Annotated in this window: 25 protein-coding genes; 14 read left to right on the top strand and 11 right to left on the bottom strand. The window is 43.9% G+C overall.

Going from position 1 to position 26,109, the window contains the following annotated elements; translation table 11 throughout:
- Positions 1–8 precede the first annotated feature (8 nt).
- The 3 genes from yidD (at position 9) to mnmE (ending at position 3,549) form a co-directional block, all read left to right on the top strand.
- Positions 9–329, top strand: a complete 321-nt coding sequence (yidD, locus tag G4D73_RS09385; protein ID WP_005245550.1) for a membrane protein insertion efficiency factor YidD — start codon at positions 9–11, stop codon at positions 327–329.
- A gap of 5 nt (positions 330–334) precedes the next feature.
- Positions 335–2,098 carry a membrane protein insertase YidC gene (yidC, locus tag G4D73_RS09380; RefSeq protein WP_005245552.1) on the top strand — a complete coding sequence of 588 codons (1,764 nt, stop codon included), beginning with the start codon at positions 335–337 and terminating at the stop codon, positions 2,096–2,098.
- A 92-nt stretch (positions 2,099–2,190) separates the two neighbouring features.
- The gene (mnmE, locus tag G4D73_RS09375; protein WP_004647130.1) at positions 2,191–3,549 is read left to right on the top strand and encodes a tRNA uridine-5-carboxymethylaminomethyl(34) synthesis GTPase MnmE; all 1,359 of its coding nucleotides are present in this window, start codon (positions 2,191–2,193) and stop codon (positions 3,547–3,549) included.
- 44 nt (positions 3,550–3,593) lie between these two features.
- Here mnmE and G4D73_RS09370 read toward each other — a convergent pair whose 3' ends face one another.
- Entirely contained in the window at positions 3,594–4,739 is a 1,146-nt protein-coding gene (locus G4D73_RS09370) for an MFS transporter (RefSeq protein WP_213687739.1), read from the bottom strand.
- 379 nt (positions 4,740–5,118) lie between these two features.
- Between G4D73_RS09370 and G4D73_RS09365 the strand changes: the two genes are divergently transcribed.
- Entirely contained in the window at positions 5,119–5,820 is a 702-nt protein-coding gene (locus G4D73_RS09365) for a DsbC family protein (protein WP_213686618.1), read from the top strand.
- A gap of 99 nt (positions 5,821–5,919) precedes the next feature.
- On the opposite strand, the gene G4D73_RS09360 is transcribed toward G4D73_RS09365, so the two are convergent.
- The 3 genes from G4D73_RS09360 to guaD form a co-directional block, all read right to left on the bottom strand.
- Positions 5,920–6,177, bottom strand: coding sequence for a GlsB/YeaQ/YmgE family stress response membrane protein (locus tag G4D73_RS09360; RefSeq protein ID WP_004281926.1), 258 nt, complete (start codon positions 6,175–6,177; stop codon positions 5,920–5,922).
- A gap of 172 nt (positions 6,178–6,349) precedes the next feature.
- Positions 6,350–6,877, bottom strand: a complete 528-nt coding sequence (gene hpt / locus G4D73_RS09355) for a hypoxanthine phosphoribosyltransferase (RefSeq protein WP_213686617.1) — start codon at positions 6,875–6,877, stop codon at positions 6,350–6,352.
- Between the two features lie 224 nt (positions 6,878–7,101).
- The gene (guaD, locus tag G4D73_RS09350) at positions 7,102–8,430 is read right to left on the bottom strand and encodes a guanine deaminase (RefSeq protein ID WP_213686616.1); all 1,329 of its coding nucleotides are present in this window, start codon (positions 8,428–8,430) and stop codon (positions 7,102–7,104) included.
- A 99-nt stretch (positions 8,431–8,529) separates the two neighbouring features.
- On the opposite strand from guaD, the gene G4D73_RS09345 reads away from it, so the two are divergent.
- A complete protein-coding gene (locus G4D73_RS09345) occupies positions 8,530–9,102 on the top strand; it encodes a nucleotidyltransferase family protein (protein WP_213686615.1) in 573 nt (190 codons plus the stop codon).
- Positions 9,103–9,142: 40 nt separating this feature from the next.
- Here the strand turns inward: G4D73_RS09345 and G4D73_RS09340 are convergent, their stop codons facing one another.
- Both G4D73_RS09340 and G4D73_RS09335 read right to left on the bottom strand, forming a co-directional pair.
- Positions 9,143–10,108 (bottom strand): TerC family protein, encoded by a 966-nt coding sequence (locus G4D73_RS09340; RefSeq protein ID WP_004728997.1) that lies wholly within the window; start codon positions 10,106–10,108, stop codon positions 9,143–9,145.
- Positions 10,109–10,439: 331 nt separating this feature from the next.
- The gene (locus G4D73_RS09335; protein ID WP_213686614.1) at positions 10,440–11,633 is read right to left on the bottom strand and encodes a sugar transporter; all 1,194 of its coding nucleotides are present in this window, start codon (positions 11,631–11,633) and stop codon (positions 10,440–10,442) included.
- A 155-nt stretch (positions 11,634–11,788) separates the two neighbouring features.
- Here G4D73_RS09335 and G4D73_RS09330 point away from each other — a divergent pair, with 155 nt between their 5' ends.
- Entirely contained in the window at positions 11,789–12,067 is a 279-nt protein-coding gene (locus G4D73_RS09330; RefSeq protein ID WP_213687738.1) for a GNAT family N-acetyltransferase, read from the top strand.
- Between the two features lie 31 nt (positions 12,068–12,098).
- Positions 12,099–12,389, top strand: coding sequence for a GNAT family N-acetyltransferase (locus G4D73_RS09325; protein WP_005108225.1), 291 nt, complete (start codon positions 12,099–12,101; stop codon positions 12,387–12,389).
- Here the strand turns inward: G4D73_RS09325 and G4D73_RS09320 are convergent.
- Positions 12,382–12,729, bottom strand: coding sequence for a hypothetical protein (locus tag G4D73_RS09320; protein ID WP_213686613.1), 348 nt, complete (start codon positions 12,727–12,729; stop codon positions 12,382–12,384). The genes G4D73_RS09325 and G4D73_RS09320 overlap by 8 nt on opposite strands.
- A gap of 196 nt (positions 12,730–12,925) precedes the next feature.
- Between G4D73_RS09320 and G4D73_RS09315 the strand changes: the two genes are divergently transcribed.
- Positions 12,926–13,399: a BLUF domain-containing protein gene (locus G4D73_RS09315; protein WP_004281912.1), complete on the top strand. Its 474-nt coding sequence runs from the start codon at positions 12,926–12,928 to the stop codon at positions 13,397–13,399.
- 62 nt (positions 13,400–13,461) lie between these two features.
- Here the strand turns inward: G4D73_RS09315 and G4D73_RS09310 are convergent, their stop codons facing one another.
- A complete protein-coding gene (locus tag G4D73_RS09310) occupies positions 13,462–14,544 on the bottom strand; it encodes a zinc-dependent alcohol dehydrogenase family protein (RefSeq protein WP_213686612.1) in 1,083 nt (360 codons plus the stop codon).
- Positions 14,545–14,902: 358 nt separating this feature from the next.
- Entirely contained in the window at positions 14,903–16,267 is a 1,365-nt protein-coding gene (mpl, locus tag G4D73_RS09305) for a UDP-N-acetylmuramate:L-alanyl-gamma-D-glutamyl-meso-diaminopimelate ligase (protein ID WP_005252988.1), read from the bottom strand.
- 242 nt (positions 16,268–16,509) lie between these two features.
- Here mpl and G4D73_RS09300 point away from each other — a divergent pair, with 242 nt between their 5' ends.
- The gene (locus G4D73_RS09300) at positions 16,510–16,851 is read left to right on the top strand and encodes a DMT family protein (RefSeq protein ID WP_213687737.1); all 342 of its coding nucleotides are present in this window, start codon (positions 16,510–16,512) and stop codon (positions 16,849–16,851) included.
- A gap of 6 nt (positions 16,852–16,857) precedes the next feature.
- On the opposite strand, the gene G4D73_RS09295 is transcribed toward G4D73_RS09300, so the two are convergent.
- Complete coding sequence (locus G4D73_RS09295) at positions 16,858–18,138, bottom strand: DUF2254 domain-containing protein (protein WP_213686611.1); 1,281 nt, start codon at positions 18,136–18,138, stop codon at positions 16,858–16,860.
- A gap of 283 nt (positions 18,139–18,421) precedes the next feature.
- On the opposite strand from G4D73_RS09295, the gene purE reads away from it, so the two are divergent.
- The 3 genes from purE (at position 18,422) to G4D73_RS09280 (ending at position 22,077) form a co-directional block, all read left to right on the top strand.
- Positions 18,422–18,934 carry a 5-(carboxyamino)imidazole ribonucleotide mutase gene (gene purE / locus G4D73_RS09290; RefSeq protein ID WP_004647147.1) on the top strand — a complete coding sequence of 171 codons (513 nt, stop codon included), beginning with the start codon at positions 18,422–18,424 and terminating at the stop codon, positions 18,932–18,934.
- Between the two features lie 15 nt (positions 18,935–18,949).
- Positions 18,950–20,071, top strand: coding sequence for a 5-(carboxyamino)imidazole ribonucleotide synthase (locus tag G4D73_RS09285; protein WP_213686610.1), 1,122 nt, complete (start codon positions 18,950–18,952; stop codon positions 20,069–20,071).
- A gap of 713 nt (positions 20,072–20,784) precedes the next feature.
- On the top strand, positions 20,785–22,077 hold the full coding sequence (locus tag G4D73_RS09280) for a lytic murein transglycosylase (RefSeq protein ID WP_213686609.1): 1,293 nt from the start codon (positions 20,785–20,787) through the stop codon (positions 22,075–22,077).
- Positions 22,078–22,189: 112 nt separating this feature from the next.
- Here the strand turns inward: G4D73_RS09280 and G4D73_RS09275 are convergent, their stop codons facing one another.
- Positions 22,190–23,317, bottom strand: a complete 1,128-nt coding sequence (locus G4D73_RS09275) for an anhydro-N-acetylmuramic acid kinase (RefSeq protein WP_213686608.1) — start codon at positions 23,315–23,317, stop codon at positions 22,190–22,192.
- Between the two features lie 80 nt (positions 23,318–23,397).
- Here G4D73_RS09275 and tyrS point away from each other — a divergent pair, with 80 nt between their 5' ends.
- Together tyrS and G4D73_RS09265 are read left to right on the top strand one after the other, a co-directional pair.
- A complete protein-coding gene (gene tyrS / locus G4D73_RS09270) occupies positions 23,398–24,612 on the top strand; it encodes a tyrosine--tRNA ligase (RefSeq protein WP_004647151.1) in 1,215 nt (404 codons plus the stop codon).
- A gap of 530 nt (positions 24,613–25,142) precedes the next feature.
- Complete coding sequence (locus G4D73_RS09265; RefSeq protein WP_005094878.1) at positions 25,143–25,436, top strand: hypothetical protein; 294 nt, start codon at positions 25,143–25,145, stop codon at positions 25,434–25,436.
- Positions 25,437–26,109 lie beyond the last annotated feature (673 nt).

Here is a 26,109-nt window from a genome sequence, read left to right as displayed (position 1 = left end):
GTTGGCCAATGGTACGTTTACTGCATTGGTTGATCCGTTTCTATCAGATTGCGATTAGTCCTCTTCTTGGACCGCGCTGTCGTTATATTCCAACTTGTTCTCAATATTCCTTGGAAGCAGTCCAGATGCATGGCGCTGGGCGTGGAGTGTGGCTGGCTACTAAGCGTATTTGCCGTTGTCATCCGTGGGGGGGCTGGGGATATGATCCTGTTCCCTCAAAAGCGATTCGTTTTATTTCATTTCAGCAAATAGATTCTCAAACGCTTCACGTTGCTGTACCCTTTCGTGATCGTTTATTGAACCAAAATCACTCTCACCACTTGGGGTAATACATATGCAACAATGGGCCAGGATTGCAATTCTCGGAGCCATGTTTGTTGTCGCATATTTGCTCATTTTGGCGTGGCAAAAAGATTATGGAAATGCTGAAACAAAACCGCAGCAGGAAACTGCTGTTGTTTCACATGACGTATCTGCAGATTTGCCAAATGGTCAGACGGCTACAGTTGCCTCTGATCTGCCACAAGCAAATGTGCCAGCACAGCAAGCCACGGATGCCACAGCACCTGTAAGTCAGCAGCTTATTTCAGTACAAACTGACCTTTATCATCTTTGGATCAATCCGAAGGGTGGTGATATTGTTCGTATTGAATTACTCAATCATGACAAGAACAAAGACAGCGATGAGCCGTTCGTCATGCTGGAAAGCGATGCGAAACGTACTTATGTCGCCCAGTCTGGCCTGATCGGTCTGAATGGACCGGACAGCAGCCGTAACGGCCGTCCAATGTATGAGCTGGAAAAAACGGCTTATACTCTGGCAGATGCGAAAACAGTCAAATCCAAAGATGGTGAAAACCTGAAAGTATTGTCTGTACCGCTAGTGTTTAAAACCGCTGACGGGATCGAGATTATCAAGACCTTCAATTTCACTGAAGGTGAATATCCGGTCGTGGTAAATCACAAAGTGGTTAACCGCAGTGGCCAGACTTGGCAAGGTCAGATGTTCGGTCAGATCAAACGGGATAACTCGGAAGATCCAGGCAAATCTGATCAGGGGATCTTCACGCTGGGAACATTCCTCGGCGGTGCATGGGGTACCCCGGACGAGCAGTACAACAAGCTTAAATTCGACAACTTTGTTGAAGAAAAAGTCAGTACTGAAGCGACAGGTGGTTGGGTGGCAATGGTACAGCACTACTTTGTCAGTGCATGGGTTCCAGGTCAGCTGAAGTTGACTCAAGGCAATGGCGAAGCTTATAGCGCCAAGCTTGAATCACGTAAATCAACCGATAACATGAACATCATCGGTTTTACCTCACCGACGTTCAATGTGCCTGCAGGTACAGTGGCTGAAATTGATGCGACTTTCTATTCAGGTCCAAAAATCCAGTCAGAACTGAAAGATTTGGCTGCGGGTTTAAACCAGACCGTTGATTATGGCTGGTTATGGCCAATTGCGAAATTACTGTTTGTCGGTCTTGAATTCTTCCATGGTCTGGTGGGTAACTGGGGCTGGGCAATTATTCTGTTGACTATCTTGGTGAAAGTAATCCTGTGGCCATTGTCGTCGAAGAGCTATCGCTCGATGGCGAAAATGCGTGTGATTGCGCCAGAAATGCAACGCATGAAAGAAGAGTTCGGTGAAGATCGCATGCGCTTCTCTCAAGAAATGATGGCATTATACAAACGTGAACAGGTCAATCCGCTTGCCGGCTGTTTACCACTGTTATTACAAATGCCGATTTTCCTGGCCTTGTACTGGGTATTGATGGAATCTGTGGAACTGCGTCATGCGCCATGGATGCTGTGGATTCAGGATTTGTCTTCAATGGATCCTTGGTTCATTCTGCCGTTGTTGATGGGCTTGACGATGTATATCCAACAGTCGTTAAATCCACAACCAACTGATCCAATGCAGGCGAAAGTCTTCAAGTTTATGCCGATCATCTTTACCGTATTCTTGTTGTTCTTCCCGGCAGGCTTGGTTCTGTACTGGATCGTCAACAACTTGATCACGATTCTGCAACAAACTTTGATTAACAAGTCTGTTGCCAAAGATCGCGCGAAACGTGATGAGGCTACTCCAGTCAACTAAGTTGTACGGATAGGCTGAATAAATCCGCTTAAGATGGTAATCTTAGGCGGATTTTTTTTGGCTGTACTTTTGAGTCTTTGCAGGTGAATTTTATGCTCAACCGAACCACAACTATTGCTGCGATTGCAACTCCACCAGGACGTGGCGGCGTTGGGGTGATTCGCCTGTCAGGTCCGAAATCCTATGAAATTGCCCAGCAACTGACACAAAAAGAGCTGCCTAAAGCCCGTTTTGCCGGTTTCCGCCAGTTCTATGATGCGGCCGGCGAAGTCATGGATGAAGGACTGGCGATTTGCTTCCCGAATCCAAACTCGTTTACCGGTGAAGATGTAGTGGAGCTACAAGGTCATGGCGGTCCGGTGATTCAGAACGCCCTGCTTGGCCGTTTGCTGGAACTGGGCGCCACTGCAGCCAAAGCGGGTGAATTCTCGATGCGTGCCTTTGAAAATGGCAAGCTGGATCTGGTGCAGGCTGAAGCAATTGCCGACCTGATTGATGCAACTTCGCAAGCGGCTGCACGTTCTGCGGTGCGTTCACTGCAAGGAGCTTTCTCGACCAAAGTCAATGCAGTCCTTGAGCAGCTGATTCATCTGCGTCTGCATGTGGAAGCCGCGATTGATTTTCCGGAAGAAGAAATCGACTTTCTGGCAGATGGCAAGATTTTAAATCTGCTGGATGGCGTATCCAGTGCAGTCACTCAAGTCCAGCAATCCGCACGTCAAGGACAGCTTCTACGTGAAGGCTTGCAAGTCGTAATTGCAGGTAAACCGAATGCCGGTAAATCCTCTCTACTGAATGCGCTGGCCGGAATTGAACGCGCGATTGTGACCGATATTGCTGGCACCACCCGTGATGTGCTGCATGAGAAAATTACCTTAAATGGCTTACCGATTACCCTGACCGATACGGCTGGTCTGCGTGAAACCGGTGATATCGTGGAAAAGGAAGGGATTCGCCGCGCGATTAAGGAAATTGAACAGGCCGATTTATTACTCTTGGTCTATGACTTAAGCCAGGGCGAAGATCCGCTGCAACTCGCCCAAGAATATTTTGCCGAACATATCGAGCCAAAACGTTTGATGCTAATTGGCAATAAATGCGACCTGACCGGTGCTGAAGCCGTGATTGGCGATTTAAATGGTTTCCGGCATATTGCAGTCTCTGCCAAGCAAGAAACTGGCGTTCAAGCGCTCATAGAGGCGATTACAGCGCATGCAGGCTTCCAGCCTGAGGAAGACACCTTTATCGCACGTACCCGTCATTTAGATGCAATGAAGCGCACTCAGCTCTATCTGGCTGAGGCGCGTGAACAACTGGTGGTGTATAACGCCGGTGAACTGGTAGCGGAGTCCTTACGTCTGGCGCAAAATGCATTGGGTGAGATCACTGGTGATTTCAGTGCAGATGACCTGCTGGGCAAGATCTTCGGTTCATTCTGTATTGGTAAATAATTATTTAATAAAACATCAAAAAAGCCATCAACTGAGGGCTTTTTTTAGGCTGGTAGGCGGGATTTTTGATACGCCCACCACAGCGCAAAACACAGCAAACTAATCGCGATACAAAAGCTGATTACGGCGAAATCCAGCCCCCAATGATCGGCCAGATAACCCACGGCAATGATAGGGACAATAGTGCCCAGATAGGCAATAAACAGATAGGTTGACATGACGGCTGCACGGTTGTCTAAGCTGGTCATTTGATGAATCAGGGCAAAAGCACCCATCAGGGCAAAACCATGGCCAATTCCAAAGCAAATATCACTGATAAAAAATAGCAGGCTGATTTTCGAATACATACATAGCGCTAAAACCATCAGGCTCAAGCACATCATCATCAGGCCGATATTCAGACATTTGGACGCTGCAACCGCTTTGGCCATAAATTGCACGATCACTGAAATCACTAAGATACTGGTAATGGCCAGCCCACTGACCAGAGGGCCATGCCAAGGTAAAATATTGCGGACAAAAGATGGCGACAGTGAAGCAAACAGGCTAAAGGCAGCAAAGGCACTAAAAGCCGTCACTGCAATAATCATAAACACCCGATGAAACTGCGCTTCAGGTCGTTGCAGTTTAGGCGCCATGCTAAAGGGCTGCGCCTCAAACTTGGGTGCTTTGATCCAGAACAGGCCAATCAAACACAGCACGGCGCCCAAAATCACCGGTAAATATGGCATTATCAAGGGGGCAGCGGAAAACTGCGCAATCACACCACCGACCAAGGGTCCCAAACCAAAACCCATTGCGGTGATGATTGAAATCAGTTGTGGTGCAGTGTGTTTATGGCTTTCTGGGATGGTATGCATTAAACCCATCATGGCAGAAGTGGTCATCAGGCCCGAGGCAATCCCAATAATAAAACGGCCAATCGAGAGGATCAGTGCATTCTGGGCAAAAACGGAAATGATGAGACCTAAGGTGATTAGTGCCAGACCAATTTGCAGGGTCCGTAAAAATCCGATGCTGTTACTGGTTCTGCCCAAAAACAACAAGGTCGAGAGACAGCCAAACATATAGGCGACAAAAATGTAGGTGATCTGGCTGGGCAGCAAATGCCAGAGCTGTTGATAAATCGGATAAAGCGGACTGGCCAAAGCGGTGCCAATCGTTCCCATCATTAAAGCTAGGCTGACCATCAAGAACGGTCGCCAGCTGGTCGTTATTGTCATGAAAATGCCGTTATAGTGTTGATCCTTGGCCAATCCATGTCAGGGCGTAGCGAGGAATATAGAAAGTGTCTGCAGTTTAGAATGGATACAGAAAATCGGTCAAGGCTGAATGAGTAAAATGTTTATCATTTAAAATATTTTAACTATATAAAACAATTATTTATTATGAATATTGATGTATTTTCTAGATAGATTGGAGTTCAAGCTAACGCTATACATGGTGTTCCACGTGAAACATTATGAGCTTATTTAACTGGGTGTAAACAGTAACATAAATGTTTGAGAAATTTAAAAGCAGAGCGATTAGAATCGAAGCATATTCTTATCCAATTCATGTAGAACATTCATGTTAAAAAAAACACTGATCATTAGTTTAAGTACATTGGTTTCAAGCTTCGCATTAGCCAATATTGATACGGTACAAGCTAACTTGGCAAAAAACAGTCCCAATTTAAAAATTGAAAATATTCAGACCACCGAGATGAAAGGCATCTATAGCGGTTCCATGCAGGGCCAAGTGGTTTATTTGAATGAAGATGCCAAGCATCTGATTGCTGGCCCGATGCTGCGAATTCAGGATCAGCATAATCTGACCCGTGATTTAATGTTGAAGCAAAATAGTATCGACTGGAAAAAATTACCGCTTCAGGATGCTGTGAAAAGTGTAAGAGGTACGGGTAAACGTCAGATTGCGATCTTTTCTGACCCAAATTGCCCGTATTGTAAAAAGCTTGAGCTAGAGCTGAAAAAACTGAATGACTTGACCATTTATACCTTTATTCTTCCTTTAAAACCCCAGTCGGTTACTCCTTCAAAACAGGTGTATTGCGCGTCTAATCCAGCTCAGGCATGGGAAGATCTGATTGCTCAAGGAATTCAACCTAAATCGAAAAAAAGTTGCACCAATCCAATTGAGCGGAATAAAAAACTGGCTCAGTCTATGGGCGTGAATGGTACACCTGCGATTATTTTTTCCAATGGTTTTAAAGTGATGGGTGCCTATCCGGCAGAGCAGATTGAGCAGATCTTTAAAGAATTCAATTTATAAAAATTAAATAAAGCTATCAGTCGCTCAATATAAAAAAGCACCTTTTCCGGTGCTTTTTTATTCAGGTCGTCAAATCAGCCTCAGAAACATCTGAATAGTTTAGACTGTACGGCGTTTGGTTACCATATTATAAATAAACAGAATAATCACAGCACCAATCACGGAAGCAATCAGCCCTGCTGCGGAATCTGCCGAATATAGACCGAGCATACGGCCACCAAAAGTCGCCAATAAGGAGCCAGCAATACCCAGCAAGGTGGTCATGATAAAGCCTGCCTTGTCATTACCCGGGTGAATGGCACGTGCAATCAGACCTGCTACAAAACCAATGACGATCGCCACAATAATTGTCCACATATGCATACTCCTTCTTATCATGTCTTTGTTTTCACATCTGTTTAATCATCTTGAAACAAAGTTAGGATCATAAAAAGTTGAATCCTGAAACGAGATGTTATTTTTTGTTCCCGGTTTTCTGTCTATTTTAGGCATAAAAAAAGTGGCCTATGCCACTTTTTTCAGCCTGATTTTAAAGACCGATTTCACCAATAAATGGCAGGTGACGGTACTTCTGGTCATAGTCCAGGCCATAACCCACGATAAATTTATCTTCAACCTCAAAACCCATAAATTCGACCTTCAAATCGATTTCACGACGCGATGGTTTACTTACCAAAGTACACAGTTGAATCGAATTGGGTTCACGGGTTTGCAGGATTTCGAGTACCTTGCTTAAGGTGTTGCCTGAGTCAATAATATCTTCAACCACCAACACATCTTTACCACGGATTTCACCGTCTAAATCTTTCAGGATTTTTACATCACGTGACGATACCGTGCCACCTCCATAACTGGACACAGTCATGAAATCCAGTTCATGCGGTTTTGAAATCACACGACATAAATCAGCCATAAAAATCACTGAACCACGTAATAAACCGATGAGCACAAGTTCTTTGTCATTATTGGCATAGTGTGCATTGATTTGAGCACCAAGCTCTTTGACTTTAGCTTGAATTTCTTCAGCGGAAATCATTACGCTCATTTGAACGGTCATGGGTAGATACCTAAAAAGTAAAAATAGCAAAATAAAAAAGGTGTTGACCTGCAACACCTGAATACGTCGCAATTTTAATACATCCCTAGCAGAGATGCACCTGTTTTGCTGGCTGTAAATGTAATCATTTTTTAGCCGCTGCTGAATCGCGTTTCAATAAAAAAACACAGCTCAGTGCCATTGCAGACAGGATCAAGTATTGGCGACGGCGGGATTTTTTTGTTTTATTCACTGGATGCTGCTTTGACATAAACGGCTGCTCCATAGACATAGGTGGCTGCAATATTACGGTCATCACCAAGCATGGTCAGTGCAAAAAATGCATCTTCAATATTTTTAGCTTTGCTCTGGCGTAACTGCTGTAAGGCAGTGGCATTGAGATCCAGAACCACAAAGTCGGCTTCTTTGCCAATATTAAAGTTCCCCAGGCGATCATCTAGACTCAAGGCTTTGGCACCGCCTAAAGTGGCATGATATAAGGCTTCAAAGGCAGAAAGTTTTTCACCCTGCAACTGTTGCACCTTATAGGCTTCATTCAGGGTTTGCAGCTGATTAAATGATGTCCCTGCCCCAATGTCTGTACCTAAGCCGACTTTGACCCCTTTGTCCCAGGTCTTTTTCAGGGGAAATAGGCCACTGCCCAGGAACAGGTTTGAGGTCGGACAGAAGGCAATGGCGGAGTCGGTCTGATGCATACAATCCCATTCCTTATCTTCCAGATGCACACAATGTGCGAAGACAGACTTGCTCCCGGTTAAACCATAATGATGATACACATCCAGATAACCTTCACGTTCAGGAAAGAGTTCTTTTACCCAGGCAATTTCATTTTTATTTTCACTCAAATGGGTATGTACATACACGTCCGGATATTCACTTTTGAGCTGGCCGGCTTTTTGTAATTGTTCAGGTGTTGAGGTCGGTGCAAAGCGTGGGGTAATCGCATACAGGTTCCGCCCCTGTCCATGCCACTTTTCAATCAGCGCTTTAGAATCGGTATAAGCTGTTTCTGCTGTATCTGTTAGTGCTTCCGGAGCATGACGATCCATCAGGACTTTACCCGCAATCAGACGCATATTGCGTGTGGTTGCGGCATTAAATAAAGCATCTACGGATTCAGGATGAACGGTACAAAAGACCAGTGCAGTGGTGGTGCCGTTTTTAAGCAATTCCTGCACGAAAAATTCGGCAATTTTTTCGCTATAGGATGCATCTTGAAACTGGATTTCAGTGGGGAATGTATAGGTATTTAACCATTCCAGCAGTTGTTCACCATACGCCCCGATCATTTCTGTTTGCGGGAAATGAATATGGGGGTCGATAAAACCGGGAACAATCAGTTGATCTGGATAGTGCTGTAATTCAGCGTTGGTAGGAAGTCGTGACTGCCCTTCTTGCCATGGACCAAACCACTGGATTTTACCCTCTTGAATGATGACTAAACCATCTTCTACATATCGCACTTGGTCGTGTATATCACGTGCTTGGGCAACTGTATTCTGAATGTCGAGGAAGCGACCACGGATCGCTGTCGTTGCAATTACAGAAGACATTTTAAACCTACGCTTTTTGATTTTTTCGATTGATTGTAGCTGAAAAAATTGCCATGTTTGTATGAACATTCATATTTAAATAGTGATCCAGATTCTTTTATGACCCCATCCAATTATCATGATCAATTTCAACAGATCGTGCGTGCGCAGCCGACCTTAATGCGCATCTTGCATCAGTTAGCACAATTGCACTCTGAAGCTTATGTCGCAGCGGGTGTGTTACGTCATGTGATCTGGGCGCATTTACATGGCTGGGAATATGACATGAATCATACTGAGGTCGATGTAATTTTCTATGACGAAAATAAGCAGGCTCGCGCTATAGAACAGCAACTTGCAGATCAGTTAAAAGACTATTTTCCAGATATCTGTTGGGATGTGACCAATCAAGCCTTTGTACATGAGTGGTATCGTACCGATCAAAATGAAAGTATTGAGCCTTTAACTTCAATTAGTCATGCGCTGTCATTATGGCCAGAAACTGTCACGGCCTTGGCACTGCGCCTGAAAGATGATGAGTTGGAGTTGATTGCCCCTTTCGGTTTAGCAGATTTATTTGAGTTAAAGCTGCGTTGGAATCCGAATTTAGTCAGTTATGCCGTGTTCGAACAACGCATGCTGAGCAAACAGTTTTTGCAAAAATGGCCCAAATTATCCCTGATAGAACAATAAAAAAAAGCCTGCTGATGCAGGCTTTTTTGATGATTACTTTTTACAGGGTGGTTTCGTTATATTTCTTGCTATGACGAATCGACAAGATCGCGGTCACAGTCAGGACAATCACAATAAAGCTCAAAGAAATCCAGATCGGCATATGGAACACATCTAGCATCAGCATCTTAAAGCCGATAAAGACCAGAATGATCCCGAGGCCATAAGGCAGATAATGCATTTTTGAGGCTGCGCCCGAGAGCAGGAAGAACATTGCGCGCAGGCCTAAAATCGCCATCAGGTTTGCGGTGAGGACAATGAAGGGATCGGTGGTGACGGCAAAAATAGCCGGAATAGAATCGACGGCAAAGATGACATCAGAGGCTTCAACCAGGATCAGGACAAGGAACAACGGCGTTGCCCAGAGCAAACCATTTTGACGGACAAAGAATTTGTCGCCCTGAAGTTGCGGGGTAATACGCATATGTTTACGCAGCCATTTTAGAATCGCCATATCTTCAATATTGCTGTCTTCTTCATGCTGACCACGCAGGAATTTGAAGCCGGTATACACCAGGAACGCACCGAAGATATATAGAATCCAGGAGAATTCCTGCACGAACCACGCACCAATAAAAATAAAGATAGTTCTGAGCACAATCGCACCCAGTACGCCATATAACAGCAGCTTGCGTTGCAGTGCGGGTGGAATGGCGAAGGCCGCGAAGATCATCAGCCAGACAAAGACGTTATCAATCGCCAGGGATTTTTCCAGCAGATAACCGGCAAAGTATTCCATGACCTTAGCATTGGCAATTGCCGTGCCTGCGGTCTGCTCCAGATACAGCCATAAGCCGCCACCAAATAAAGTCGCGACACTGACCCAGGCAATACTCCAGTAGGCAGCAGTACGGACTTTAACTTCCTGACCATGCTGATGCTTAAAGCCGACAAAATCGATTATCAGCATGACTGCGACAATCGCGAAAAAGACGAGATACAGCCAGAGTGTACCAATGGTTTCCATGTGAATTCTCCACATCGGACAACTAGCCATAAAAAAACCTTGACCAGTTGCCAGATGAAAAACATCTATAACAACATGATCAAGGTCTTGCCTACATCTTACTGTTCCACTTTTTTATATAAAGTGTGACTTCAAGATGCTCAGATACCGACTTTTTGCAAAGTGTAATGACGATATTCTGACACGTTTAAAAATTGAAATTTCATTCTTAAACGCTTGGAGGAGGCTACTCCCCTTGTTCAAACTAAATTTTATTTGAGCGGTAGCTCAATGTGCAGCAAGCATGACAGATTTTTGCTAAGACTACAATTTCATTTACAAAAATCATGCTTCAAGGCGCTTTCTTACCTAAGAAATCCGGACGCTGAATCAGGTATAAGCTGATCAGAAAACCCAAGCTGGCCAGGATTGCTCCTACCCAGCCAATACTATGTAATCCGATATGTGCCGTTACCAGACCGCCGAGTAAGGCACCGCCACCAATCCCGACATTGTACAGACCTGAAAAAATTGCCATGGCGACATCGGTTGCATCAGAAGCCAGATTTAAGGTCTTGGCTTGTAGAGCCAGACTAAACCCAATAATGCTGATGCCCCAGATTAACGCCAAGCTATTAAGCTGAAATACACCCTGAGACAGTGGCAGCAATAACAGTAGCGAGATCCCTAGCCCGAGTGTAAATAGCGGAATGGTGAGTCGGGGAAAATGCGGTGCAAAGCGGCCAAATACGTAAGAGCCGATCAGACCCGCAGCGCCATAAATTAGCAATAAGCTGGTGGTTTGCGCAGAGCTGAATTGCGCAATATTCAGCGCAAAGGGTTCAATATAACTATAGGCGGTAAATTGCGCACTAATCACAAGCACGGTAAGCGCAAAGACCAGCATCAGGCTGGGACGTTTTAGCAAGTTTTTTAAACTGCTGAGTGAACCTGAATTGACACTTGGCAATAAAGGCAAGGTTTTGGCCAGCAATACGCACACCACGCTCGCCACAATCCCAATCAAGGCAAAACTATTGCGCCAGCCATAGGCCTCCCCGACCATCCGGCCAAAGGGAATTCCCAGGACCATCGCCATGGCGGTACCTGTAGCCAATAAGCCCAGTGCCTGAAACTCTTTGCCCTTTGGCGCAACCCGCACAGCAAGCGACGCCGTAATTGACCAGAACAGCGCATGCGCCACGGCAATACCAATCCGGCTCAGCACCAGAATGCTAAAGCTCCAGGCAAAATAGGACAGCACATGACTGAAAATAAACACCGCAAATAAAACCATCAGCAGAAAGCGCCGTTCAATATTTTTGGTCAGTAACATCATTGGCAAAGACAGCAGCGCCACAGCCCAGGCATAAATCGTCAGCATCCATCCGACCTGGGTCGGTGACATGGCAAAACTGGTACCAATATCACTTAATAGCGCCACCGGGATAAATTCGGTGGTATTGAAAATAAAGGCAGCAGAGGCTAAAGCAATCACACAGACCCATTGACGTGTCACCGAAGAGGTGGAAGAAGAGCTGGACATACATATCTGATAAAAAGAACCGGCCGGCAGTTTAAACCTGTTCAGCAGAATGCGGTATTGGTCAGAAGGACAGATTCACAATCCTTTAAAAGAAATCTAACAATAGAGTAAGGAAAAATATGTCAGTCTGGCTTAAAAACAAGGAGAGGATCGGCATGTTGATTGAGCATCAGCAACAGGACACTGGAGGTTTATGGTTTGTAGAGCCAAATGAAAAACGTCTGGCAGAAATGAGTTATTCCAGAGTAAATGAAGATCAATTAGTGATTGAACACACCTGGGTTGATGACAGCCTACGCGGCCAGCACGTCGGGTATTATCTGGTCGAGGCCGCTGTGAATTTTGCCCGTGAACACGGCATCAGGATTATTCCAAAATGCCCTTTTGCCAAATCCATGTTCGAGCGAGAGCCTCGCTTTAATGATGTTTTATAATTTTAAAATGATAACAAAGGTTTAGATTCGTATGGAAATTAAATATCAAGATTCAAAACGCGGTGGTGTATTTTTTATGGAAGATCAAGGACGCCGTCTGGCGGAGATCACTTATCAATGGCGGGGCGATGCCGTCATCATTGCCGATCACACCTGGGTCGATGATTCCCTGCGTGGCCACGGTATTGCCCGAAAAATGCTGGATGTACTGGTCGATTTTGCCCGTGAAAAAAGTTTAACCATCATCCCGCAATGTTCTTATGTGGATGTCATGTTTAAACGTGACCGAAGTCTGGCAGATGTCGCAGCAACTGCTATTTAACTACCCAAGGGGATTTCCCGAAAGATAAATGCAGTTTTTCTTTCAAGGCAGGAATCAATATAACCTGTAACAGGGTATATAAACCGAAACCTGCCATTACCCCGGTCATCGCCCAGAAAATTTCTTCAAACTGTTGCAGCATCACTAAAATTGCCATGATCAGCAGGTAACTGGCATGAAAATAAATACGATGTCTAACAAATTTCAAGATCGTCCAGCTAATAAAAATTGAACTGATCAGCAGATTGGTTTGAGCGCTGAATTGCCAGTTATTTAAAGTGATCATCAGGATAAAACACACACATAACAAGGCAAGGGTTAAAATCAGATCTTTTAACATCAAGTGATCCTCATGTTCATGGTAGGTGTATGAAAATATTCGTTTAATAATTTAGGGACTATTGTTAAAAGTTTAATCCAGAAATGCAAACTGAAAACCATGTAAGTAAAAACGGATATTTGATTAAAAAATAGTCGACTTAATTTAAAATTATTGATTAAATTGTGTTTTTAATTCTTCCCTTTAGTGAGATGGCATGATGCTACAGCTTTGCTATGCCAGTGAACGCATAGAATCTGAACAAGAGTTGTTACAAGATTTGAGTGATATTTTGGCCACTGCCCGGAAGTTCAATCTTCAGCATCAGATTCATGGGGTGTTGTATTATTCCCATGGCAAATTTTTCCAGTGCCTTGAAGGTCAGGCTGAAGTAGTGGAAAGTTTATTTCAGAGCATTTGTCGGGATCCCCGCCATCACAATATCTTGCGTTTTGCAGATGCGATGGTAGAGCATTCCCATTTCTCGGAATGGTCAATGAAATATGTGCATAAACACAGTGAAATTTCTTCTTTATTTTCACGTTTAGGTTTGAAGCAATTTGATCCGCATGCCTTACAGCAGTCAGGAATTGCCGAATTCCTCAAAGTACTGTATCGCCTGGAAGAAAATCAGGCCAGTCTGGCATCGCCAAAAGGTTATAAGCAGCGTGGTTATGTCCCCTATTTTTGATCTGATGGATCAAAGCTGAAAATAAAAAAGTCCGCATGGCGGACTTTTTTGTCTGATGTGGATTAGGTCATGTCAATCATGACTTTTAAGGCCTTTTCATCAGAGGCATGTTTAAAGACATCATAGGCTTTTTCAAAATCGGAAAATTTAAAATGATGGGTCGCCAGTTTTTCTAGGGGCAATTTGCCGGAACAGCAGGTTTTCAGCAACATCCCTGTAGTATTGGCATTCACCAGGCCGGTGGTGATGGTCAGGTTTTTAATCCAGAGTTTGTTCAGTTCAAAACTCACCGGTTTACCATGTACGCCGACGTTGGCAATATGCCCGCCCTCCTTCACGACATGCTGGCAAATATTCCAGGTAGGCTCCACCCCCACTGCTTCAATGGCACAGTCGACCCCGCGTCCATCGGTAATCTCTAGAATCTTTTGAATGGCATCTTCTTTGGCAGAGTTGATGATATACGTCGCGCCGACAGTCTTGGCAAATTCCAGCCGATTATCATCCATATCCACCATAATAATATTGGCGGGTGAATAAAACTGTGCGGTGAGCAGACAACTCATGCCGATTGGCCCTGCCCCGACAATCGCGACATTGTCGCCTGGTTTGACATCGCCATATTGCACCCCAATTTCATGTGAAGTTGGCAGGATATCTGAGAGGAATACGGCCACATCTTGATTCAGGCCATCGGGTAAATGATAGAGTGAGGTATCGGCAAAGGGCGTGCGTACATATTCGGCATGGGTGCCATCAATCATATAACCCATGATCCAGCCGCCTTCATTGCGACAATGGGCATAGAGCTGTTTCTGGCAGTTTTCACAGGTTCCGCAGCGGCTGACACAGGAAATAATCACCCGGTCGCCCTTTTTAAAGTTTTGCACGGCGGAACCAACTTCTTCCACAATGCCAATACCTTCGTGACCTAAAATACGTCCCTTAAAGCTGCCCTCTTTACGCGTAGCCTCCTGCTCAATTTCCGGGTTTTTACCTTTCCAGATACCCAAGTCGGTACCGCAGATGGTAACTTTTTCCAGTTTAATGATGGCATCGCTGGGATGCAAAATGGTGGGAACTGGGCGGTCTTCAAAGCGGATATCATTTGCGCCGTAATAGACCATCGCTTTCATCGTTGTCATGACACATCTCCTAATGGAATGAGGAATGAGAATGACCTGACTCAGCGAGAATAATGAACGCCTCGATTACTTTTATATAGTGACAGCGATGGGCTGATTTATGATCTGGCTTTCAGGCCTATAGATACCTGTGTTCTTCTCGATTGTGCCTTGAGTGATATGGCGCTGCAATGAGTCTTGTGTACAGATTGCAACAAAAGATCATCCGAGATAGTTCAGAGATAAATCTGCTCTTTGGGTCAATGTTTAAATCATAGGATTGCAGGATCAAAACAAATGTTCACTTTTGCTGAAGCAAGGTTTTAATATGCTAAAAAAAGCCCGCTAAGCGGGCTTCTTCATTTCACTTAAATCTGTTTTATGCTTGTAAAACAGTGATCAGCTTCTGATGCAAACCACCAAATCCGCCATTCGACATAATTACTACAGCATCGCCCTCACCTGCTTCTGCCACTACGGTCTGAATGATGTCATCCAGTGTACGTGCAACTTTGGCCTTGTTTGGCGCAGCCTCAATGACCGGTTGCAGATCCCAGTCCAGTCCTTCCGGTTGATACCAGATCACTTCATCGGCCAGACGTGCTGAATGAGCTAAGCCATCTTTATGACTGCCCATGCGCATAGTATTGGAACGTGGTTCAATAATCGCCCAGAGTTTGCGTTCACCCAGACGCTTGCGCGCACCTTCTAAGGTCGTATCAATCGCCGTCGGATGATGGGCGAAGTCATCATAAACCTCGATACCACGAACAGTGCCTAACAGTTCCATACGGCGTTTCACCCCACCAAAATTCGACAGCGCTTCACAGGCGGTTTCAATTGATACGCCAACATGTTCAGCAGCGGCAATGGTGGCCAAGGCATTGGCCACCGAATGCTGCCCGGTCATATTCCACTGTACTTCGCCTTTGACAACGCCCTGTTGCAGGACTTTGAAATGTGAACCATCTGCTGACAATTGTTCTGCATAAAGTTCAGATTTTTCGTTGGCATCTAGACTGGTGCGCACTACAGGCGTCCAGCAGCCCTGCTCCAGCACTTCATCAATATTGCTTTCAGTAATCGGCGCGATAATCCGGCCTTCACTTGGAATAGTACGAACTAAATGATGAAACTGTTTTTGAATTGCGGCCAGATCATCAAAGATATCGGCATGGTCAAATTCCAGGTTATTTAAAATTGCGGTTTTTGGATGGTAATGCACGAACTTGGAACGCTTGTCGAAGAAAGCAGAATCGTATTCATCGGCTTCGACACAGAAATATTTCCCACCACCGAGACGCGCACTTTCCGAAAAGCCCAATGGCACACCGCCAATCAGAAAACCTGGCTCCAGACCGGCTTGATCCAGTACCCAAGCCAGCATCGTGGTGGTCGTGGTTTTACCATGTGTTCCGGCGACACCCAGCACGTGTTTACCTTGCAGAACATGATCAGCCAGGAACTGTGGACCTGAAATATAAGGCAGACCTGCATTCAGCATATATTCGACTGCATCAATACCACGCTTCATGGCATTGCCGACGATTACCAGATCCGGATGAGGCTGTAAATGACTGCGGTCATAACCCTGCATTAAAGTGATGCCCGCATTTTCAAGTTGGGTCGACATGGGTGGATACACATTCAGGTCTGAACCTGTTACCTGGTGGCCCAGATCGCGTGCAAGTAGCGCTAACGAGCCCATAAAGGTGCCACAAATACCCAAAATATGCAGATGCATCTACTTTACTCCGTTCCTGTCTGACCCATCACTTTATATTGGTGCTGTTGTCATGATTTATTCAATTTGCAAGCAACGATAGCAAGGCTTTAGCTGAAAAGATAGTGAAAATTCTGGCCTTGTTGTGGGATTTTTTAAATCCTGTTTCACGGATAAATTCAAAGAAAATTTCAAAGCGATGCAATATCTTTTCGCCAAATAAACCGTAAAATAAGTTCGACTTTTTTGCAGAGTGCATGCAAATGCTGCCGGCTTTATTTCTTCTGGTAATTGCCAACTGTTTTATGACCCTGGCCTGGTATGGGCATTTAAAATTTTTGCCGCATGATGCACCGCTCTGGCAAGCGATTTTGTTCAGCTGGGCCATTGCCCTGTTTGAATATAGTCTGATGATTCCAGCGACCAAATTACTGGCGCAGCAAGGCCTGGCAGTCGGTCAAATGAAAATCACCCAGGAAGTCGTGACCTTACTGGTCTTTGTTCCTTTTATAATTTTTATGTTTAAACAGCCCTTTAAACTGGATTATCTCTGGGCCGCTTTATGTCTGTGTGGATGTGTCTATTTTGTCTTCCGTACCCCTTAACTTGATCTAATGGCTCAGCTGAATCAGGGGGAAATGGCTTCTAAATTCAGAAAGTAATTTCTGCCGATCCGGTTCAAATTCTAGTTTATTCAGGCAGCGTTGGATTAATTCAATCGCCATTATTTCTGCAGCCTGTTTTAGTTCAGGTTCGGGTACATTATGTTGAATCATCGCTAAACATTTCAATATTCTCTGATTGAGTTCAATACAACCCACACAATCTCGGGCCATTGGTGCAAAACTACTGTAAATCAAATCCCCGAGATCAAAGATATCCACACTGATATGCGGACAATCCCGCTCCGGTAAATCTTCAGCGGCCTTGCTGTCAATCAGGATTCGGGTTAAGGCATCAACGGCATTAATCGCTGATCCAACATCGTTCACTGCGGGAGACATCGCTTTCTGCCCCACTTCGCTCATCACCACCACACCAAAACGCGGGTCCTGTAAAAAGCTGCGATTGGTTTCAATGATTACATGATTCAAAATGGAGTTTCGGATCTCCTGCTGCTGTTCCGGGCTGAAAGCGCGGTCGCTATATACCTCTGCCAGTGCCGTCATCGGATCCAGAAATTTTCCGGGTAGCTGGGGAAGATGGATATGCAGCTGTTGGCTGACGGCCAGTTGCTCCAGTCCTTCACTATTAAAATTGGTGAAATAGCCGGTCTGGGTACTAAAAACATGAAAGGTAGCTGCTTGCTCTGGACGTTGTCCGGTGGCACCAAAATTCGGCTGATGTCGAAACTCCGCCAAGGCCGTAGAAGCAGCGACTTCAATTTTGTGAATGGTGGTGGTGAGGTTGCCCAGTTGCGACAGGGTGTGTACCCAGCGAATCAGGATATAAATCAGGTACATCAATACCAAAATGGTACTGATAAACAGTACAAATCTACCTGCAGGACCATAATAGCCAAGCCCGAGCGCAATCTTGGCAATTACAGCATAAATAAAAGCCGAGATAAAACTGCTGATAGCAAGGCGGGTATTGTCATCACTCATCATCAGCTGATAGGCACGTGGTGTCCCGCTGGATGAGGCAGACGCAAAGGCTGCGACCATAATCGACAGGGAAAAAGTGGTGACTGCCAGCATGCTGGAAGCAATAATATCTAGCAGGCTGCTCAGAGTTTCAGTACTGATATTGGGAACAGTGCTGGTCGGGATAAAATAGCGACTGGCGATTGCAAATAGCGAGAAAAAGGTCGCAAAGACGGCGCCAAGAGCTGGCATCAACCATAAGTTTTCTGAGGGATTCTGTAGCCAGATTTTTAGTTTGTACCACATAAAAATGCCCTGCCAATGTATAGGTTTTAGTATTAAGTTATTCATTGCAAAAAAGTTTTATATGGATAGTTATACTTTTTTTTGATGTGATGTATGTCCTATTTTTGTATTTTTAGCCGCAAAATTATTGTTTTATTTTTGACCATTTTCCCAACAGATAATTTTAATTCTTGAGCTGAACTTTAGACCAAATCAATTTCAGTCTATAATACGCACTCCTATTCAAGCTTGGCTCTCTCGTCGAGATTTATCTTTTCTCACTTTAATCTCTGGAAAATTTGCAATGAATGCGGCTGCTGCACAAGATACTCCTCTCGTAGGTATTATCATGGGTTCTCAATCAGATTGGGCAACTCTCGAACACACTGCCAATATGCTCAAGCAGCTTGGTGTCCCATTTGAAGCCGAAGTTGTTTCTGCACACCGTACCCCAGACCGCCTGTTTGAATATGCCGAGCAAGCGCGTGATCGTGGTATTCAGGTAATTATTGCCGGTGCAGGTGGCGCAGCGCATTTACCGGGGATGTGTGCGGCGAAAACTGATCTTCCAGTTTTGGGTGTACCGGTGAAATCTTCGATTTTAAACGGTGTTGATTCATTGCTGTCTATTGTGCAAATGCCAGCAGGTATTGCAGTCGGTACCTTGGCGATTGGTCCTGCCGGTGCCACCAATGCTGCCATTATGGCCGCGCAAATTCTGGGTTTGACCCGTCCAGAAATCGCAAAAAATGTTGCAGATTTCCGTGCAGCGCAAACAGATAAAGTGGCAAGCAACAATATTCCAGGCCAGGCTTAAGTCGAGACACAGATTATGGATAAAACCATCGGTATTTTTGGTGGCGGTCAGCTGGGTCGTATGATGGCGCAAGCGGCACTTCCATTAAATATTCAATGTACATTTTTTGAAGCCAGCACAGACTGCCCTTCTGCTGCTTTGGGTCCGGTGATTTCGAGCCAAGCTGAAAATGGTCTGCAAGACTTTATTAACAGTGCAGATGTATTTAGCCTTGAGTTTGAAAATACACCTCTTGCAGATGTCGATGTACTGACACAAAGCAAGCAACTGCATCCGCCGCGTCAGGCTTTGGCGATTGCCCAGCATCGTCTGTCTGAAAAAGCCTTGTTTGATGAACTGGCTATTCCGGTTGCACCGTACAAAGCGGTCACTTCACTGGAAAGCTTAGAGGCTGCTGTAGCTGAACTGGGCTTGCCGATCGTACTGAAAACCTCGCGTGGCGGTTATGATGGTAAAGGCCAATTCGTTTTACGTTCGACCGATCAGATGGATCAGGCCTGGGCAGAATTGGGCCCTGCAGGTGAGCTGATTGCAGAAAGCTTTGTCACCTTCTCACGTGAAGTATCAATTATTGCAGTACGCGGCCAAGATGGTGATGTCAAAACCTGGCCATTGGCTGAAAATCATCATCATAACGGCATTCTGTCGCACTCGATTGTGCCTGCACCGAACAGCGCAGATTTGCAACCTGTGGCGCAAGATTACATCACTCGTCTGCTGAATCACTTGAACTATGTCGGTGTCCTAACCCTTGAGCTGTTTGTGACAGACAAAGGCTTATATGCCAACGAGATGGCACCACGCGTGCACAACTCGGGGCACTGGTCGATTGAAGGCGCCGTATGTTCGCAATTTGAGAATCATGTACGTGCGGTGGCTGGTTTGCCTTTAGGTTCAACTGAAGTGATCCGTCCAACTGTCTTGGTGAACATCATTGGTCAGCATCCAAAATCTGCAGATGTTCTGGCTCTGGAAGGTGCGCATTTGCATCTCTACAACAAGTCAGAGCGCGAAGGCCGTAAGATTGGTCACATCACCTTGATGCCAAATGACAGCGCGCAATTGTCTGTGCTTTGCCGCCAACTGGCGAAAATTTTACCGAATCCATTGGCATTGAGCGAAGATATGACCATCTAGGCTTTAACTTGCTGATAAAAAAAGCGATCACTTCGGTGATCGCTTTTTTATTTGTCTGCTTTCAGGCATGATTGCGCCTCTTTAAAAATGCCTACCATTGGTCGGATGATTTTTTAAATCAATTGCTTATAAACTGATCAATTGAGTATAAATATAACAATCCAATAAAACCTTTTTTACAGCTGAATTTTGCCATATTCACTTGTAGATAAGCCTGAAATCAAATTTTGAATTTAAAATTGGAAAGTGGTTTTGAATTTAAATTCATAAAAACAAATTCAAATTTAAATCGGACTTTGAATTTAAACTTGCGCTTTTAAATTCAAAAAATATGAATTCAAATTTAAAACTGGATAAATAAATTTAAAGTTTTGAATTTAAAAATATTAGCCCATTATTCAAATGAATTTAAAAGAAAAACGAGTGTAGTTAGAGCATATTGATGATTGTGACTCACTTTTCCTGAAACAAGTTATCCCCCAGTATTTTTTAAATTCAAAACTGATTGCAAGTGTTTTGAATTTGAATTTAAAAATCCCGCTGATTTGAATTTAAATCAGGCTTGTGGATAACTCGTGTTTAAATTTAAAGATTACAAAATGAATTTAAAAGTGTAGGAATTATGAATTTAAATTTACGCATTGGCGCTTTAATTTTCATCATGAGCTGCTAAGGTAGAAGCATAATTCAAAATCTAAATATTCAAGGGTCTTATGCAACGGCTTGCACTTTTTATTGGTTCTGTGGTCTTGGCTGCTTCACAGGCACAGGCTGAACTTATTATTAATGGTCAACGTGTCACGCCGACTGATTTGACCTCTAGTTCAAATATCCCGAATTATGCCTCCCAAAATAATTTTCAAAACTGTCTCGCCAATTTGCGCAGTCAAGCTGTTGCTAGAGGTGTAAGCGGCAGTACGTATGATCGTTATACCCAGAACTTAAACCCGGATTATTCAGTGATTGAACGCCTGAATTACCAGCCTGAATTTTCTACCCCGATTTGGGATTATCTGTCTGGTTTGGTGGATGAAGAACGGGTTCAGCTCGGCCGGCAAAAACTACAGCAACATCGTGAGGTGCTCAATCGTGTTGCTGCTACCTATGGTGTACCTGCAGAAACGGTAGTTGCGGTCTGGGGCGTCGAGAGTAATTTTGGTGATATTTCCGGGAAATATCCTTTATTACAGGCTTTAGGAACTTTGAGTTGTGAAGGTCGTCGCCAGAGTTATTTCCGTGGTGAGTTTTTTACCACCATGAAACTATTACAGCGTGGCGATGTGCGTGAAGAACAATTAAAGGGTTCCTGGGCAGGCGCATTTGGTCATACCCAGTTTATGCCATCGACTTATGATGAACTTGCAGTTGATTTTGATGGTGATGGCCGACGTGATCTAGTTTCGAGCATTCCAGATGCACTGGCATCAACTGCCAACTTTTTAAGCAAGCGTGGCTGGCAGAGCGGACAACCTTGGGGTTTTGAAGTCAAAATCCCGCAAGGCATGTCGGTTTCTGGTGAAGGTCGTCGCAAGAAAAAATCCTTAAGTAGCTGGATCAATCAAGGAGTGGTTCGTGCCGATGGTTCGGCATTGGTTCAAGGGAATTTATCGCAATCCTCTCAAGCAGGATTACTTGCACCTGCAGGCCCGAGTGGCCCAGTATTTTTGGTATTTAAAAATTTTGATGCCATTTATAGCTATAACGCGGCAGAAAGTTATGCCTTGGCGATTGCACATTTATCCGATCGCCTGCAAGGTAAAGGTTCATTTATGGCCACATGGCCTACTGATGATCCGGGAACTTCGCGTGCAGAACGTCGTGAGATCCAGCAATTTCTGTTAAACCGTGGCTATGATATTGGTGCGGTGGATGGTCTGATTGGAGATAAAACCCGTCAAGCGATTCGTCAGGAACAGCAGCGTTTGGGCTTGAGTCCAACAGGTCGTGCTGGTCAGCAGATTCTGCGGGCCTTTAGAAATGAAAATGCCAAACGCATGATGCAATAAATTCTTGAGCATAAAATTTAAAATCAAAAAAGGTCTGCATTTATACAGACCTTTTTTGATGACTGTTTTTGAGTAGCTATATAGTCATGCAAGCTAATATAATTAGCTGAATTTAAACAGCAGTAATGGTACCGAGGATGCGATATCCAGCAGCACCAGTGACTGCTGGCAGGTTACCATTCAGCTGATTCATAAAACGCATGGCCAGCCAGGCAAAGGCCGTGGCTTCAACCCAAGTCGGGCTTAAACCAAGATCGGCCGTAGTTTGTACGCTCCATTCATGCTTGCGTAGGCGCCAGCGCAGTTGCTCGAGTAAATGTGAGTTATAGGCACCGCCCCCGCAAACAAAAACCTGTCCGGTATCCATGCCAGAGCGGTAAATTGCTTTTTTAATGGCTCGGGTGGTGAGCTTTAATAAAGTCGCCTGTACATTTTCCGGAGTGTCTTCCAGTTCATCATATTGTAGGTCATTGCGCCAGTCGGCAATCTGTTCATCTAGCCATTCCAGATTGAAATCTTCACGACCGGTACTTTTTGGGGGTTCTTTAGAGAAGAATTCGTGTGACTGCAAGCGATCAAGCAAACTGCGAATCGGGGTGCCATAGGCTGCCCAGTTACCATTTTCATCAAAAGGCTGACCGGTATAACGGGAACACCAAGCATCCATCAAGATATTGGCCGGTCCGGTATCAAAACCATATACCTCTTCAGGCTTGCCGGCAGGCAGCAGGCTGACATTGGCAATGCCACCTAGGTTTAAAATTACCCGGTGAATGCTGTCATGCTGGAAAATATCCTGATGAAATGCTGGAACTAAAGGTGCTCCCTGACCACCTGCCGCCAGATCACGACGACGAAAATCTGAAATCACCGGAATCTGGGTAATTTCAGTAATGATGTTCGGGTCACCAATTTGCAGGGTGAAACCATGTTCAGGACGATGACGGATGGTCTGGCCATGCGAGCCAATCGCCTTAATTTTGGATTTATCCAGGTTATTTTTTTCAATCAGCGCATTAATACCATGACCAATCATTTGTGCCAGTGCAACATCGGCCTTACCCATGCGGTCAATTTCATTGTCATCTGGCAAAGTTAGTGCCATCAGCTCATCCCGAAGGTCAGGATCAAATGCCAAAGTGAGTGTGGCATGAAGCTGGAGTGGATCAAAAGAAGCAGCAACAATATCGACACCATCCATGCTCGTGCCGGTCATTACCCCAATATAGATCGCTGTCATGGTTATTCTTAAGCCTGCAATATGCTGAAAAAGTGTTAGTATATCGCACAAATTGAGTAACTGATGTATTGGATTTTGTGATGTCAAATTTCCTGCCGGCTGAAGAACAACTTGCCCTCATTCAACGAGGCACCCACGAAATTATTTCTGAAGAAGACCTTCTTAAGAAATTAAAATTGAATCGTCCATTAAAAATTAAAGCGGGTTTTGACCCGACTGCGCCTGATTTGCACTTGGGCCACACGGTTCTCATTAATAAGTTAAAAGTATTCCAGGATTTGGGTCATGAAGTATTGTTTCTGATCGGTGACTATACTGCGATGATCGGTGACCCGACCGGCAAGAGCGCAACACGTCCACCCTTGTCACGTGAACAGGTTTTAGAGAACGCTAAAACATATCAAGAACAAGTATTTAAAATTCTTGATCCCAACAAAACCAAAGTGGTGTTTAACTCGGAGTGGTTTGCGCAAAAAACTGCGGCTGATTTAATTCAATTGGCATCACAGCAAACGGTTGCGCGTATGTTGGAGCGTGATGATTTCACCAAGCGTTATAACAACCAGCAGCCAATTGCGATTCATGAATTTTTGTACCCATTGGTACAAGGCTATGACTCTGTTGCGCTGGAAGCAGATGTTGAATTGGGTGGTACAGACCAAACCTTTAACCTGTTGATGGGGCGTACCTTACAAGGTCGTTATAATCAAGAAGCACAAGTCTGTATCACAGTGCCAATTCTTGAAGGTTTAGATGGCGTCAACAAGATGTCTAAATCTTTGGGTAACTATATTGGTGTATTTGATGCACCAGGCGCGATGTACCAAAAAGTGCTTTCAATGCCGGATGCATTGATTGAGCGTTATTTTGATCTGCTGAGCTTCAAAACCATTGAAGAAATTCAACAGTTGTTAAAAGAAGTGGCAGAAGGCCGTAATCCTCAAGAAGTCAAAAAGATTCTCGCGCTGGAGCTGGTCGAGCGTTTCCATGGTGCAGAAGCGGCTGCCAATGCCCATAAAGGTGCGGGCAATATCATTACTGAAGGTGAATTACCTGAAGGTACGCCAGAAGTCACTATTTCGCGTGGCGAGTTTGGTGGTGAAATCTTTATTACCTCGATTTTACGTGAAGCAGGCTTAACCAAAAATGCAGCCCAAGCTAAAGATGCATTAGGCCGTGGCGCAGTGAAAGTGGATTGGCAGACTGTAGATACGACCTATTCTGTGAAAGAGAATGTAACTTTGATTGTTCAGGCCAGTAAAAAAGCAATCGCTAAAGTCACTTTTGTTGACTAAAAAGCGGATAAGTTATTGAAATAAAAGCAGGCTTCGGTCTGCTTTTTTTATTGATGTTCTATATTTAAAAATCAAATAAGTAAAGTCAAAAAAAACCCTATGAAAACAAGAGTTAATTTTTCCCAAATCACTTGCTTTTCATCTTTATTATGTATAGGATTTATTCATCTAGAGAATTCGTTTAGAGCATCTAGAGGGTAGTAAAAATAATAGTACTCCACAATTGAGAAAGTCTCTTTTCCAAGAGGCTCTTTTTAAAAGCTTTAAAGCGAATAACTATAATAATGACATAATGGATCGGGTAAAGATTCAATTCTAAGGAGGAGATTTTGGGAGAGATCTCTTCCTTTTTTATTTATTCTGATTGCGTAATCAAGATATAAATCTGCATGTTTACTCTTCTCATTGAGCAACTAAACTTAAAATTAACTAGCAAATTGGGCTTAGGTGAATGACCTCTAAGAATGAGTTCATTTCAATTGACTGTGAAAAAAGAGCAAAACATAAAAAATTAAAACAGAGGTGGTTTGATGTATCACTATCTAACAGAAGATATTTTTGATGAACAGATCGATTGCATTTTACGGTTCTTATTTGAATACCAGCCGGTCGAACAAAAACAGCAACTCTATAGATCTGTCTATACTTTATTTATGCAGCTTGATCTGGCCGCACATTATTTTTTGTTTTCCCTGATTGAAGAGCAGTTACCGCGACGCGCGAAATTATTCTTTATTGCCGAGGATTATCAGGGTAAGAAAGACATAATTGTAGAAGTTATGCAACACTGGCTTGGACAGCAACAACAGGAAAAAGTCGCTTAATGCAAAATAACAGACTTTATCTTCTATATATAAGTAGTCTAAGCATGGTTTTGGGATTCGAAAACTAAAAATGAATACCTCTTTTATATAGCAGCCCAAGAATAGGCTTTTATAAAAGCTTTTTACGTAAAAAATAACTCACAAATTAAGGAGTCTAGGATTTAGATCGGCTTACTGAGCGAGATAGATTAATTTTGGTTTTCTTTTGACGTGCTAATTTAAATAAAAGACAAGATTTCAATGTTAAAAGGCTAAAAATACTATTTTAACGATTATTGTGATAGCTTTTAGGTCTAAATGAATTTTCAGTTATAAAAATAAAATGACGTGTTTAGTGGGTTTATTGCATAAAAACGCTTAAAAATTAGATAAAAAAGCGATTTTTTAGCAATTTTTGTAGAAAAAAAAGACATACGTGAAAAATATAGTGAATTGGGGGTTGCAATGATTCTGAAATCCTCTAGAATGCACCCATACCGACGAGATAGACGGAAACGAACGAAGCAGAATGGCGGAGTTGTTGAGTTTATCGAAGTCCAGCTTCTAGCACTGACGAGGTGTTAGAAAGATCATTAAGAGATTATGAAGAACAACTTGTGTGGATTTTTACTGATTGATTGATCGAAATTATTTTCATTGATTGATGGTAGAAATTACTCGAAGTTTATTTGAG

The sequence above is a fragment of the Acinetobacter sp. WY4 genome (assembly GCF_018438165.1).
Classification (GTDB): Bacteria; Pseudomonadota; Gammaproteobacteria; order Pseudomonadales; family Moraxellaceae; genus Acinetobacter.
Note: the sequence above shows the minus strand (reverse complement) of the source record. Positions and strands in the feature narration are given on the sequence as shown.

What these genes read in the sequence shown, in the direction of transcription:
- G4D73_RS09325 (WP_005108225.1), top strand. Translation starts at nt 12,099, where the DNA reads ATGGAAATTAAATATCAAGATTCAAAACGCGGTGGTGTATTTTTTATG.
- G4D73_RS09275 (WP_213686608.1), bottom strand. Translation starts at nt 23,317, where the DNA reads ATGACAGCGATCTATATTGGGGTAATGACCGGCACGAGCATGGATGGT.
- G4D73_RS09360 (WP_004281926.1), bottom strand. Translation starts at nt 6,177, where the DNA reads ATGTGGACAATTATTGTGGCGATCGTCATTGGTTTTGTAGCAGGTCTG.
- guaD (WP_213686616.1), bottom strand. Translation starts at nt 8,430, where the DNA reads ATGTCTTCTGTAATTGCAACGACAGCGATCCGTGGTCGCTTCCTCGAC.
- G4D73_RS09320 (WP_213686613.1), bottom strand. Translation starts at nt 12,729, where the DNA reads ATGTTAAAAGATCTGATTTTAACCCTTGCCTTGTTATGTGTGTGTTTT.
- G4D73_RS09330 (WP_213687738.1), top strand. Translation starts at nt 11,789, where the DNA reads ATGTTGATTGAGCATCAGCAACAGGACACTGGAGGTTTATGGTTTGTA.
- G4D73_RS09295 (WP_213686611.1), bottom strand. Translation starts at nt 18,138, where the DNA reads ATGTGGTACAAACTAAAAATCTGGCTACAGAATCCCTCAGAAAACTTA.
- purE (WP_004647147.1), top strand. Translation starts at nt 18,422, where the DNA reads ATGAATGCGGCTGCTGCACAAGATACTCCTCTCGTAGGTATTATCATG.
- mnmE (WP_004647130.1), top strand. Translation starts at nt 2,191, where the DNA reads ATGCTCAACCGAACCACAACTATTGCTGCGATTGCAACTCCACCAGGA.
- G4D73_RS09345 (WP_213686615.1), top strand. Translation starts at nt 8,530, where the DNA reads ATGACCCCATCCAATTATCATGATCAATTTCAACAGATCGTGCGTGCG.
- mpl (WP_005252988.1), bottom strand. Translation starts at nt 16,267, where the DNA reads ATGCATCTGCATATTTTGGGTATTTGTGGCACCTTTATGGGCTCGTTA.
- hpt (WP_213686617.1), bottom strand. Translation starts at nt 6,877, where the DNA reads ATGACCGTTCAAATGAGCGTAATGATTTCCGCTGAAGAAATTCAAGCT.
- yidC (WP_005245552.1), top strand. Translation starts at nt 335, where the DNA reads ATGCAACAATGGGCCAGGATTGCAATTCTCGGAGCCATGTTTGTTGTC.
- G4D73_RS09335 (WP_213686614.1), bottom strand. Translation starts at nt 11,633, where the DNA reads ATGTCCAGCTCTTCTTCCACCTCTTCGGTGACACGTCAATGGGTCTGT.
- G4D73_RS09285 (WP_213686610.1), top strand. Translation starts at nt 18,950, where the DNA reads ATGGATAAAACCATCGGTATTTTTGGTGGCGGTCAGCTGGGTCGTATG.
- G4D73_RS09280 (WP_213686609.1), top strand. Translation starts at nt 20,785, where the DNA reads ATGCAACGGCTTGCACTTTTTATTGGTTCTGTGGTCTTGGCTGCTTCA.
- G4D73_RS09370 (WP_213687739.1), bottom strand. Translation starts at nt 4,739, where the DNA reads ATGGTCAGCCTAGCTTTAATGATGGGAACGATTGGCACCGCTTTGGCC.
- tyrS (WP_004647151.1), top strand. Translation starts at nt 23,398, where the DNA reads ATGTCAAATTTCCTGCCGGCTGAAGAACAACTTGCCCTCATTCAACGA.
- G4D73_RS09315 (WP_004281912.1), top strand. Translation starts at nt 12,926, where the DNA reads ATGATGCTACAGCTTTGCTATGCCAGTGAACGCATAGAATCTGAACAA.
- G4D73_RS09265 (WP_005094878.1), top strand. Translation starts at nt 25,143, where the DNA reads ATGTATCACTATCTAACAGAAGATATTTTTGATGAACAGATCGATTGC.
- yidD (WP_005245550.1), top strand. Translation starts at nt 9, where the DNA reads ATGGTACGTTTACTGCATTGGTTGATCCGTTTCTATCAGATTGCGATT.
- G4D73_RS09310 (WP_213686612.1), bottom strand. Translation starts at nt 14,544, where the DNA reads ATGACAACGATGAAAGCGATGGTCTATTACGGCGCAAATGATATCCGC.
- G4D73_RS09365 (WP_213686618.1), top strand. Translation starts at nt 5,119, where the DNA reads ATGTTAAAAAAAACACTGATCATTAGTTTAAGTACATTGGTTTCAAGC.
- G4D73_RS09300 (WP_213687737.1), top strand. Translation starts at nt 16,510, where the DNA reads ATGCTGCCGGCTTTATTTCTTCTGGTAATTGCCAACTGTTTTATGACC.
- G4D73_RS09340 (WP_004728997.1), bottom strand. Translation starts at nt 10,108, where the DNA reads ATGGAAACCATTGGTACACTCTGGCTGTATCTCGTCTTTTTCGCGATT.